This is a genomic window from Phaeobacter sp. JH20_29 (assembly GCF_048056175.1).
Classification (GTDB): domain Bacteria; phylum Pseudomonadota; class Alphaproteobacteria; order Rhodobacterales; family Rhodobacteraceae; genus Phaeobacter; species Phaeobacter bryozoorum.
In genome coordinates, this window is the sequence record NZ_JAYMWO010000009.1 from 223,272 (window position 1) to 235,334 (window position 12,063).

The following is a 12,063-nucleotide window of genomic DNA, read 5'->3' on the forward strand; positions in this document are numbered from 1 at the left end:
TCAAATGACCCGCGTACTGATCGCAGGCCTTGGCAATATGGGCTTTGCCCATGCGCTGGCTCACCACAATGACGAAACCGCGCAGATCGTCGGCCTCGTCAACCGCTCCGGCGCGCCTGCACAGGCCCCCTTGCAGGACTATCCGGTTTATAGCGATTTCCATCAGGCGCTGGCGCAGACCAAACCCGATCTGGTGGTCATCGCCACCTATTCCGACAGCCATGCCGCCTATGCCATTGCCGCAATGGAGGCCGGCGCGGATGTCTTCGTCGAAAAGCCGCTGGCCACCACGGTTGCCGATGCCCGCGCAGTGACCGACGCCGCCCGCCGTCTGGGGCGCAAGCTGATGGTGGGCTATATCCTGCGTCACCATCCCAGCTGGCAGCGCCTGATTGCCGAGGCCCGCGATCTCGGGCCCCCGTATGTGTTCCGCATGAACCTCAACCAGCAGTCCGATGGCCCTACATGGCAGACCCACAAGGCACTGATGCAGACCACTTCGCCAATCGTGGACTGCGGCGTGCATTATGTCGATGTGATGTGCCAGATCACCGATGCCGTACCCCAGCGCGTCCATGGCATCGGCCTGCGCCTGTCGGATGAAATTGCCGAGGATATGTATAATTACGGCCAGTTTCAGGTGACCTTCTCTGACGGGTCCGTCGGCTGGTACGAGGCAGGCTGGGGACCGATGATGTCCGAAACCGCGTATTTCGTAAAAGACGTGATTTCCCCCAACGGATCCGTCTCGATCACCGAAACAGACAAGGCTGGCTCGGACGATGTCGATGGCCATACCGCCGTCGGCAGCCTGATCGTGCATCGCAGCACGCAAGACACCCCGGACCGCCGCATCGACCTGCCCGAGGAACCCGACCATCAGGCGCTCTGCGCTGCCGAACAGACCCATATGCTGCGGGTCATTGCCGAGGACATCGACATGGAGCGGCACATGCAGGACGCCGTTGCCTCGCTGGCAATCTGCCTGGCCGCCGACCAGAGCATCCGCAGCGGCGCGCCCGTTGACCTGACCACAGTACAGACAGAACGGACCGAGGCCGCGGCGACAGCGCCCACCTCGCCCTCTGCGAACCCGAAGACCTGAAGGATCCCCGCCATGACCGCCCTACAGCTTACCAATGTCTGCAAATCCTTCGGCCCGGTCGAGGTGCTGAAAGATATCAACCTCACCGTGGAGGACGGCGAATTCGTGGTCTTTGTCGGCCCGTCGGGATGTGGCAAATCCACCCTTCTGCGGGTGATCTCTGGGCTTGAGGACGCCACGGCGGGTGAGATCACCATCGGCGACCAGACCGTCACCACCACGCCCCCCGCCAAACGCGGCATCGCCATGGTGTTCCAGTCCTATGCGCTTTATCCGCATCTCACCGTGCGCGAAAACATGGCGCTCGCCCTGAAACAGGAACGCCAGCCCAAGGAGGAAATCGCCGCCCGCGTCGCCGAAGCCAGCCGGATGCTGTCGCTGGAGGACTACCTTGATCGCCGCCCCTCGGAACTGTCGGGCGGTCAGCGGCAGCGCGTCGCCATTGGCCGCGCCGTGGTGCGCGAACCCAAGCTGTTCCTGTTTGACGAACCGCTCTCCAACCTCGATGCCGCCCTGCGCATGAACACCCGTCTGGAAATCGCCCGCCTGCACCGTCAGCTGTCGGCCAGCATGATCTACGTCACCCACGACCAGATCGAAGCGATGACCCTTGCGGATAAAATCGTCGTGCTGCGCGACGGCCGTATCGAACAGGTCGGCACCCCGATGGAGCTTTACAACAATCCTGCCAACCGTTTTGTGGCGGAATTCATTGGCGCACCAGCCATGAATTTTGTCCCCGCCCCGCGTCTCGGCGGCAACCCCGGACAGTTCATCGGCATTCGCCCGGAATATGCCCGCATCAGCCCGGATGGCCCACTCACAGGCGAGGTGATTCACGTGGAAAAACTGGGCGGCGACACCAATATTCTGGTCGACATGGGCGAGGATCTGACCTTTACCGCCCGCCTCTTTGGTCAGCATGACACCCATGTGGGCGAAACGCTGACCTTTGACTTTGATCCCGCCAACTGCCTCGCCTTTGATGCTGCGGGTCAGCGGGTCTGATCCGGCACGCCCCTCATTCCGGCTCCCGTGTTCACCCGTGACAGCCCGATTTGGGCCTATTCGCGCGGCCTGCTATATTAGGGCGTTACAAATGCACATGTTAGCGCTAACTAATCGGCAGCGGTGCCCTTGAGTGATTCGCAACGGGGCAAGGACAACCGAGGGAGACCGACGATGACGCAGACCCGGACGCAGATCTGGCAGCTTCTGGAACAGCACCGGACAGAGACCGCCGATATCCCGCTCCTGTCGCTCTTCGAGACGCCAGACCGGTTTCAGAGCTTCTCCGCCGAAACCGACGGGCTGCTGCTGGACTATTCCAAAACCGCGCTGGACGCCACCGCGCTCTCGCTGCTGGAGCGTCTCACCGCCGAGGCCGGTCTTGCCGATCGCATCAGCCAGATGTTCCGGGGCGAGAAGATCAACACCACCGAAGACCGCGCCGTTCTGCATACCGCCCTGCGGGCACAGACTGACGCGCCGATCCTGGTCGATGGCGAGGATATCCTGCCGCCGGTGCGTCAGACCCTGCAACAGATGGAAAGCTTTGCCGAGGCGCTGCGCGATGGCAGCCTGCGCTCCAGCACCGGCGCCAAATTCACCGATGTGATCAATATCGGCATCGGCGGCTCCGACCTTGGCCCGGCGATGGCCACGCTGGCGCTGGCGCCCTACCACGACGGTCCGCGCTGCCATTTCGTCTCCAACGTCGATGGTGCCCATATCGCCGACACGCTGAAAGCTCTGGATCCGCAGACCACATTGGTGATCATCGCCTCCAAAACCTTCACCACCATCGAGACGATGACCAATGCCCGCACCGCGCAGGACTGGCTGCGGGCCGCACTGGGGGATGACACCTCTGCGCATCTGGCGGCCGTTTCCACCGCGCTGGACAAAACCGGTGCCTTTGGCATTGCTCCCGAACGGGTCTTTGGCTTTGCCGATTGGGTGGGCGGGCGTTATTCGCTCTGGGGGCCGGTTGGCCTGCCGATCATGATCGCCATCGGGGCCACGAATTTCCGCGAGTTCCTGTCGGGCGGGGCGGCGATGGACCGCCATTTCCGCACCGCACCGTTTCGCGAGAACCTGCCGGTGATGCTGGCCGCCACAGGGATCTGGCACCACAATACCTGCGGTTACAGCAGCCGCGCCATTCTGCCCTACGACCAGCGCCTGTCCCGCTTCCCGGCCTATCTCCAGCAGCTGGACATGGAGAGCAACGGCAAGAGCGTCGCACTGGATGGCAGCCCGCTGCCACGCAACTCCGGTCCCATCGTCTGGGGCGAACCCGGCACCAATGGCCAGCACGCCTTCTACCAGCTGCTGCATCAGGGTACCCGCGTGGTGCCTGCCGAATTCCTGATCGCCGCCGAGGCGCATGAGGGCGATCTGACCGATCACCACCAGCTGCTGGTCTCCAACTGCCTCGCCCAGTCCGAAGCCCTGATGCTGGGCCGCTCCCGCGAGGAGGCCCGCGCCATCGCTGCCAAACGCGGCTTTACCGGCGACGCGCTGGAGCAGATGGCAGGCCATCTCGCCTTTGCAGGCAACCGCCCCTCGGTGACCCTGGCCTATCCGAAGCTGACGCCCTTCGTGCTGGGCCAGCTGATCGCGCTATATGAACACCGTGTGTTTGTCGAAGGTGTGGTCTGGGGGCTCAACTCCTTTGATCAATGGGGCGTCGAACTGGGCAAGGAGCTGGCCGTCAGCCTGTTGCCGCTGGTTGATGGCAGCGCTCCGGCCGAGGCTTATGAGGCCAAAGACGGCTCCACCCGTGGCCTGCTGTCGAAACTCACCCAACCGCAACCCTAGCCACCAAAAAGACCGCCAATTTCCCCTTCGAGCTGTCAGAGAGAGAGCCATGGTTTCCCGCGTCATTCCCGTCCAGTCCTTTGATCTCGTGCTGTTTGGCGCGACCGGGGATCTTGCCCGCCGCAAGATCCTGCCCAGCCTGTTCCACCGCTTCCAGATCGGCCAGTTCTCCGACGATTGCCGCATTATCGGCACCTCCCGCAGCGACATGGACCGCAAAGGCTTCCAGCAGATGGTCGCCGATGCCATCCGCACCTTTGGCCAACCGGGCGAAACCAGCGACGACGAAATCGCAGCCTTCGTCACTCTGCTGCATTACACCGCCGTCGATGCGCGCGGCGACAATGGCTGGCAGGCGCTTGGCGATCTGCTGCGCGACGATGCCATCCGCGCCTTCTACCTCTCGGTCGGGCCCAGCCTGTTCCCCGATATCGCCGGCCGTCTGCGCTCCACCGGGATCGCCACCCCCGACAGCCGCATCGTGTTGGAAAAACCCTTCGGCCATGATCTGGCCTCGGCCCAGGCGCTGAACGCCGCCTTGCGCGCCAATTTCGAAGAACATCAGATCTACCGGATCGACCATTATCTGGGCAAAGAGACCGTCCAGAACCTGATGGCCCTGCGCTTTGCCAATTCGCTGTTTGAACCCCTGTGGAATTCCTCCCACATCGACCATGTGCAGATCACCGTCGCCGAAAGCATCGGCGTCAAAGGGCGCGGCGAATATTACGACAAATCCGGCGCCATGCGCGATATGGTCCAGAACCACCTGATGCAGCTTCTGTGCCTTACCGCGATGGAGCCCCCCGCCCGTTTCACCCCCAACGCCGTGCGCGACGAAAAGGTGAAGGTGATCGAGGCGCTGAACCCCGTCGCCCCGGATCAGATCGCCCGTGGCCAATATCGCGGCCCGGAGGGAGAATCCTACCGCGAGCACGCAGGCAACCCTTCCAGCACCACCGAAAGCTTTATCGCGATGAAGGTGGAGGTCGCCAACTGGCGATGGGCCGGCACGCCGTTTTATCTGCGCACCGGCAAATGCCTGCGCGCCCGCGAGTCGGAAATCGCCGTCTTCTTTCGCGATCCGCCGCATAACATCTTTGCCGAGGACACCGGCACCGGCGGTATCAAGGGCAATGTGCTGGTGATCCGCCTGCAACCGGACGAAGGCATCACCCTGCGCACCACGATCAAGGATCCCGGCCCCGGCGGCATGCGTCTGACCGGCGCCAATCTGGACATGACCTTTGCCGACAGCCTGCCAGAGGCTGGCCGGCCGCAGGACGCCTATGAACGGCTGATCATGGATGTGATCCGCGGCAACCAGACGCTGTTCATGCGCGGCGATGAGGTCGAGGCCGCCTGGGCCTGGGCCGATCCCATCATCGCGGGTTGGGCTGACAACAGCAATGACACCCCGCAGCCCTATGATCCCGGGAGCTCCGGGCCAGAGGACGCGCTGCTGCTGATGCACCGCGACAATCGCCGCTGGCGTGGCATCGGCTCCTGAGCCTGCCCGCCCACCCCGCCACTGAGACCCACGACCAACCGGCACCTGACGACTGAAAGAGGCACCCGATGCGTTTGAACCAGACACTCCGCGACGTCACAGACCGAATTATCGCCCGCAGCGCCAAACCTCGCGCCGCCTATCTCGACCGGATGCGCGCCGCCAAGGGCAAAGGCCCCGCCCGCGCCCATCTGTCGTGCAGCGGTCAGGCCCATGCCTATGCCGCCACCGGCGAGGACCAGATGTCCCTCGCCGAAGGCACCGCCGGACACCTCGGCATTGTCACCGCCTATAACGACATGCTCTCGGCGCATCAGCCGTTTGAAACCTATCCGCAGCGGATCCGCGACGCCGTGCGCCGCGTCGGCGGCACTGCGCAGGTGGCCGGTGGGGTCCCTGCCATGTGCGATGGCGTCACCCAGGGCGAGGCGGGGATGGAGCTCAGCCTGTTCTCCCGCGATACCATCGCCATGGCCACCGGCATCGCCCTTAGCCACAACGTGTTCGATGCCACTGTCTATCTCGGCGTCTGTGACAAGATCGTGCCGGGTCTGGTCATTGGCGCGCAGGTCTTTGGCCATCTGCCCGCCGTGTTCCTCCCCGCAGGCCCGATGACCTCCGGCATCTCCAATGATGACAAGGCCAAGGTCCGCCAGAAGTTCGCCGCCGGTGAAATCGGGCGCGACGAGCTGCTGAAATCCGAGATGGCCGCCTATCACGGCCCCGGCACCTGCACCTTCTACGGCACCGCAAATACCAACCAGATGCTGATGGAGTTCATGGGCCTGCACCTGCCCGGCTCCTCCTTCGTCAATCCCGGCACCGACATGCGCGCCGCGCTGACCGAGGAAGGCGCCCGCCGCGCCCTCGCGCTCAGCGCGCTTGGCAATGATTACACACCGGTCTGCGACATCCTTGATGAACGCGCCTATGTGAACGGCATCGTCGGGCTGATGACCACCGGCGGCTCCACCAATCTGCTGATCCACCTGATCGCCATGGCCCGCGCCGGCGGCATCATTCTGGACTGGCAGGATTTCTCCGAACTCTCTGACGTGGTGCCGCTGCTGGCGCGGGTTTATCCCAACGGTCTGGCCGATGTGAACCACTTCCACGCGGCTGGCGGGCTTGGCTATGTGATCGGCCAGCTGCTGAACTCCGGCCATCTGCATCCCGACACCAAAACCGTGGCGGGCACCGGGCTGGACCGCTACACCAGCGAACCCTTCCTCACCGGCGAAGGTCTGGTCTGGAAACCCGGCTCCGGCGAGACCCTCAACGACAAGATCATTCGCCCCGCCAGCGCCCCCTTCCAGCCCACCGGCGGGCTCTCCCGCCTCTCCGGCAACCTCGGCACCGGCGTGATGAAGATCTCCGCCGTGGCCGAAGAGCACCGCATCGTCGAGGCCCCCGCCCGCGTCTTTCATGATCAGGAGGAGGCCAAAGCCGCCTTCAAGGCGGGTGAGCTGGACAAGGGCGATGTGGTGATCGTGGTCCGCTTCCAGGGGCCAAAGGCCAACGGAATGCCGGAACTCCACTCGATGACGCCGTTCCTCGGCATCATGCAGGGGCGCGGCCAGAAGGTGGCGCTGGTCACCGATGGCCGCATGTCCGGCGCCTCGGGCAAGATCCCCTCCGCCATCCATGTGGTGCCGGAGGCGCTGGATGGTGGTCCGATTTCCAAACTGCGCGACGGTGACATGGTGCGGGTTGATGCCCTCACCGGGACGCTGGAGGTCAAGGCCGAGGGCTTTGACGACCGCGCCCCCGTGGTGGCCGACCTCTCCGCCTATCAGCACGGCACCGGCCGCGAGATGTTCGCACTGTTCCGCAATTCCGTCACCTCGGCCGACACCGGCGCCACCGTATTCTCGACCCTGATCGGAGACTGACCCATGCCCATCACCCCAAAAGATGCCAGCGCCCGCGCCCGCGAGATCTGCCAGCTGGCCCCGATCGTGCCGGTGCTGGTTGTCCATGACGTCGCCCACGCCCGCCCGCTGGCCGAGGCCCTGGTCGCCGGTGGCCTGCCCGCGCTGGAGGTCACCCTGCGCACCCCCGCCGCGCTGGATGTGATTGCCGAAATGGCCAAGGTCGAGGGCGGCGTTGTTGGCGCCGGCACGCTGATCACGCCGGAGGATGTGACCCGCGCCGTTGCGGCCGGTGCGCAATTCGGCGTCTCCCCCGGCGCCACCGACACGCTGCTGGACGCGGCCGAGACCGCCGGTCTGCCCATGCTGCCCGGTGCCGCCACCGCCTCCGAGGCGATGCGCCTTCTGGACCGCGGCTATGACATGCTGAAATTCTTCCCGGCTGAGGCCTCCGGCGGCGCTCCCGCGCTCAAGGCCATCGGCGCTCCCCTGCCGCAGATCAGCTTCTGCCCCACCGGCGGCGTCAGCCCGGACAATGCAGACAGCTACCTGTCGCTGTCCAATGTGGTCTGTGCCGGCGGCAGCTGGGTCGCCCCGTCCAAACTGGTTGAGGCAGGCGACTGGGACGGCATCCGCGACCTCGCCCGCGCCGCAAGCCAACTGGCACGCTGACCGCGCAGACCCGAAGCCCCCATCCCCCGCAGCCCCGTGCAATACGGCGCTGCGGGGCAGTCACGCCCCTATGGGTCTAGATCCAGATCGATCAGGCCGGATGGCCGCTGGATTTTGGCGCATCGTCGCAAATCTCGTACCAGCCAGGCTTCTCCGACACGAATTCATGAAACCGGTTTCTCGTCGCAATCTCGCTGTCCAGCGCATTTGCGGCAATCGGGAAACTGTCCTCCTCTGACAGGATCTCCCCAAGCGAGCTGCCGCAGACCCTGCAGAAACATCTGCCGTATTTGTAAGGCGCAGTCGGCTGGTACAGGGCCACCTGATCTTTGCCCTCAACCCAGCTCAGATCCTCCCGCTTGACAAAAACGATGGTGCTCGCCCCTGCCTTTCGGCAACGCGAACAATGGCAGGTCCCCATCATGGATGGTTCCGCCTTCAGTCGGAATTTGACCGTTCCACAGCAACAGCTCCCCTCAATCATCTGATAATCCTTCACTAGACAATTCGTGAGAACATTACGTGAACATATGATCCCTGACAATCCCCAACGCAAAGCGCCACACCGGCAGTTGTGACCGGCTGGCGCCTCAGCAGATCAAATGTTGGATCGCGGCCCTAGCCCGCCAGCTCGTCGCGCCAGGGCGGATTGGCACCGGGGCGGGAAACGGTGACGGCGGCGGCCCGTGCGCCATAGCCCAGACAGGCCCGCAGCTGCTCCAGATCCATTGCGCCGCTGGCGGCATCCTCCAGCACGCCTGCCTCGCTCGCTGCCGCCAGAAAGCCTGCGTTGAACGTGTCGCCCGCGCCCACCGTATCGGCCACCTCCGCCGCCTGTGCGGGCACCTCCACCGTCGGGCCGGAGCGCAGATAGCCCTTGGCGCCCTTGCTGCCCAAGGTGAGGATCACCAAGCCGGGGCCCTGTCCTGCCTCTGCGGCCAGAACCTGCCGGATCTTGTCCTCAATCGGAGCGTCGCCCGGATAGATCCAGTGCAGATCCTCATCCGATACCTTGACGATCCCGGCCCCTGCCACCATCGCCGTGAGCCGCCTGCGATAGGCCGCCTCGTCGCTGGCAAACCCGGCCCGCACATTGGGGTCAATCATGATAATGCGCTGTCCGGTTTCCCGCGCGGCCAGACGCGCGTAGGTCTCAGCCGCCGCGCCGTTGCACAAGGATATCCCCCCGAAGAACAGCGTCTTGACCTGTTCCGGCAACTCGGGCAGCCGGTCCGGTCGCAGGCTGGCCCCGGCCGAATTCTCGTCAAAGAAATGATAGGCCGCATGGCCATCCTTCAGATGCACAAATGCCAGTGTGGTCGGCTGATCAGAGACCTCCGCCAGCGCGTGATCCACATGCGACGCGTCGAGCGCCGACATCAGCTGCTGCCCGAAGAGATCCCGCGACAGGCCGGTGAACAGGCCGGTTGCCTGCCCCAGCCGCCCCAGAGCGATTGCGGTGTTGAACACTGCGCCGCCGCAATGGGGCACAAAACCGGTCTGCGCGTCCGCGCCGTCCACCATTGGCACGGCTCCCGCGACCGGTGCCGGGATCATGTCGATCAGCGCCTCGCCACAACACAGGATCATTCTGTCTCACCTTTCCAGATCACATCCGCAGGCAGCGCCGCCTCGGCGATACGATCGGCATTGACCATATCGTTGCGCTCGGCCCGTGCCTCGGCCTCGGCGTCGCTCAGCCCATGGGCCTGCCAGCGCGCCACAAGCCGCTCCCGCAGCACCTCGCGCGGCACATCGACCCGGACCGACAAATCCCAGATTGCCGCCAGATCCCGCCAGACGGGCGCGTCGAACAGCAGGTAATTGCCCTCGACCACGGCAACCTCGACCCCTGCATCAACCCGCGCTGCGCCTGCAATGGCGATATCCTGCGCCCGGTCGAACAGCGGATAGACCACCTCCTCCTCTGTCGCCATCGCCGCCATCAGCCGCTGAAACCCCGCCGCATCAAAGCTCTCGGGCGCGCCTTTCCGCGCCAGCAGATCCATTTCGGACAGCAGCCCGTTGTCCAGATGAAACCCATCCATCGGCACCACCGACGCCGGTGTGCCATTGGCGCAGAGCGCCCGCACCAGCAGCTCCGCCAGAGTGGATTTGCCGCTGCCCGGCGCGCCCGCCAGCGCCACCAGACGGCGCGCGCGCCCATCGGCAACGGGCAGCGCCTGCACGGCGGTCACCAGATCCGCCAGATATGTCATGTCCCGTGTCATGCTGCTGTCAGATCCCCGGATGGGTCCTGCGCGCCAGTCATATAGGCCACCGCATCGGACATGCTGTGCTGTTTGGGGTCGATCACGCAAAGCCGCTTGCCCAGCCGATGCACGTGAATGCGATCGGCAACCTCGAACACATGCGGCATGTTGTGGCTGATCAGGATGATCGGGATGCCGCGCGACCGCACGTCCTGGATCAGCTCCAGCACCCGGCGGCTTTCCTTCACGCCCAGCGCCGCCGTTGGCTCGTCCAGAATAATCACCTTGGACCCAAAGGCCGCCGCCCGCGCCACGGCCACGCCCTGACGCTGACCACCCGACAGCGTCTCCACTGCCTGATTGATGTTCTGAATGGTCATCAGCCCCAGCTCATTCAGCTTGTCGCGGGCAATCTGCTCCATCCGCGCGCGATCCAGCTGCCGCAGCAGATTGCCCCGCCAGCCGGGTTTGCGCAGCTCCCGCCCCATGAACATATTGTCGGCAATCGACAGCGCAGGCGACATCGCCAGCGTCTGATAGACCGTCTCGATCCCCTCTTCACGGGCATCAATCGGCGACTGGAACGCCACCTTTCGCCCCTCCAGCCAGACCTCGCCCGCGTCGGGGATCACCGCGCCGGAGATCGCCTTGATCAGCGAGGATTTCCCGGCGCCATTGTCACCGATCACCGCCAGAATCTCCCCCGGCATCAGATCGAAATCGCAATGGTCCAGCGCCGTGACACGCCCATAGCGCTTTACCAGACCTCGGGCTTTCAAAATGGGTTCCATCAGACCGATACCTTTCTGATCCACTGGTCTACCGCCACCGCGGCAATGATAAGCAGGCCGATCAGCAGATAGGTCCACTGCGCATCCGCCCCCAGCAGGCGCAGCCCCAGGGTAAAGACGCCCACGATCAGCGCGCCGAAGAATGCCCCCAGGATCGAGCCGCGACCGCCAAACAGCGAAATGCCCCCGATCACCACCGCCGTGATGCTCTCGATATTGGCGAGCTGTCCCGAGGTCGGCGAGACCGACCCGATCCGCCCGATCATCGCCCAGCCTGCAAAAGCGCAGATCAGCCCCGACAGCATATAGACCGAGATCAACACGCGGTTCACCTTGACCCCCGACAGCTCCGCCGCCTCCGGGTCATCGCCAACCGCATAGACATGCCGCCCCCAGGCCGTATGCCGCAGCACATAGGCCAGCAGAACCACCAGAATGACCAGGAAAATCACACCATAGGTGAAGACCGCACCACCAATCTTGATCTTCTCGCCAAACAGCTGCAACAGCGGCGCGTCGGTGGCGATCACCTGGCTGCGAATGGTCTCATTTGCGGAATAGAGGAAATTCGTCGCCAGCACGATCTGCCACATGCCCAGCGTCACGATAAACGGCGGCAGCTTCATCCGCGCCACCAGCCAGCCGTTGATAAAGCCGCAGAGGGTGCCGCAGATCAGTCCGCAGACCACCGCGATTTCCGGCGGCACCCCGTAGCGAAAGGTGAACTGACCCATCACCACCGAGCTCAGCACCATGATCGCCCCCACCGACAGGTCGATACCTGCCGTCAGGATCACCAGCGACTGCGCGCAGGCCACAATGCCGACAATGCCCACCTGTTGCAGGATCAGCGTCAGCGCAAAGGGCGAAAAGAACTTCGAGCCCAGCAGCAGCCCAAAGACGATCACCGACAGCACCAGCACGATCAGCGGCACCAGCGATGGCGTCACATGCAGCAGATGCTGCAACCGGCTGATAAAGGAGGCCTCTCCCTGGTCAAAATCCGCAACGGCCTCGGGGCTGCCGCTGGCCGCCGCTTCATAGCTGTGGGGCGTGGTCATATCTGTCTCCGTAAGAT

11 protein-coding genes are annotated in these 12,063 nt (G+C 64.2%); 6 read left to right on the forward strand and 5 right to left on the reverse strand.

Annotated features, from left to right (window positions below):
- Window positions 1-4: 4 nt before the first annotated feature.
- The 6 genes from VWZ85_RS07190 to eda all read left to right on the forward strand — a co-directional run bounded on the left by VWZ85_RS07190 (window position 5) and on the right by eda (window position 7,981).
- Window positions 5-1,105, forward strand: coding sequence for a Gfo/Idh/MocA family protein (locus VWZ85_RS07190; RefSeq protein WP_416537530.1), 1,101 nt, complete (start codon window positions 5-7; stop codon window positions 1,103-1,105).
- A gap of 12 nt (window positions 1,106-1,117) precedes the next feature.
- Window positions 1,118-2,113, forward strand: coding sequence for an ABC transporter ATP-binding protein (locus VWZ85_RS07195; RefSeq protein WP_416587563.1), 996 nt, complete (start codon window positions 1,118-1,120; stop codon window positions 2,111-2,113).
- 174 nt (window positions 2,114-2,287) lie between these two features.
- On the forward strand, window positions 2,288-3,928 hold the full coding sequence (pgi, locus tag VWZ85_RS07200) for a glucose-6-phosphate isomerase (RefSeq protein WP_416587565.1): 1,641 nt from the start codon (window positions 2,288-2,290) through the stop codon (window positions 3,926-3,928).
- A gap of 49 nt (window positions 3,929-3,977) precedes the next feature.
- The gene (zwf, locus tag VWZ85_RS07205) at window positions 3,978-5,438 is read left to right on the forward strand and encodes a glucose-6-phosphate dehydrogenase (RefSeq protein WP_340547448.1); all 1,461 of its coding nucleotides are present in this window, start codon (window positions 3,978-3,980) and stop codon (window positions 5,436-5,438) included.
- Between the two features lie 68 nt (window positions 5,439-5,506).
- Entirely contained in the window at window positions 5,507-7,330 is a 1,824-nt protein-coding gene (gene edd, locus VWZ85_RS07210; RefSeq protein WP_416587566.1) for a phosphogluconate dehydratase, read from the forward strand.
- Between the two features lie 3 nt (window positions 7,331-7,333).
- Window positions 7,334-7,981 carry a bifunctional 4-hydroxy-2-oxoglutarate aldolase/2-dehydro-3-deoxy-phosphogluconate aldolase gene (eda, locus tag VWZ85_RS07215; RefSeq protein WP_416587567.1) on the forward strand — a complete coding sequence of 216 codons (648 nt, stop codon included), beginning with the start codon at window positions 7,334-7,336 and terminating at the stop codon, window positions 7,979-7,981.
- Between the two features lie 91 nt (window positions 7,982-8,072).
- Here the strand turns inward: eda and VWZ85_RS07220 are convergent, their stop codons facing one another.
- From VWZ85_RS07220 to VWZ85_RS07240, 5 genes are all read right to left on the reverse strand, one after another.
- Window positions 8,073-8,465, reverse strand: a complete 393-nt coding sequence (locus VWZ85_RS07220; RefSeq protein ID WP_416595448.1) for a GFA family protein — start codon at window positions 8,463-8,465, stop codon at window positions 8,073-8,075.
- Window positions 8,466-8,599: 134 nt separating this feature from the next.
- Complete coding sequence (locus tag VWZ85_RS07225; protein WP_416554419.1) at window positions 8,600-9,571, reverse strand: carbohydrate kinase family protein; 972 nt, start codon at window positions 9,569-9,571, stop codon at window positions 8,600-8,602.
- Window positions 9,568-10,212, reverse strand: a complete 645-nt coding sequence (locus VWZ85_RS07230) for a nucleoside/nucleotide kinase family protein (RefSeq protein WP_416536585.1) — start codon at window positions 10,210-10,212, stop codon at window positions 9,568-9,570. Before VWZ85_RS07230 ends, VWZ85_RS07225 begins: the two co-directional genes overlap by 4 nt.
- Window positions 10,209-10,985 (reverse strand): ATP-binding cassette domain-containing protein, encoded by a 777-nt coding sequence (locus tag VWZ85_RS07235; protein WP_340547453.1) that lies wholly within the window; start codon window positions 10,983-10,985, stop codon window positions 10,209-10,211. Before VWZ85_RS07235 ends, VWZ85_RS07230 begins: the two co-directional genes overlap by 4 nt.
- Complete coding sequence (locus VWZ85_RS07240; protein ID WP_340547454.1) at window positions 10,985-12,046, reverse strand: ABC transporter permease; 1,062 nt, start codon at window positions 12,044-12,046, stop codon at window positions 10,985-10,987. Before VWZ85_RS07240 ends, VWZ85_RS07235 begins: the two co-directional genes overlap by 1 nt.
- Between the last annotated feature and the right edge of the window lie 17 nt (window positions 12,047-12,063).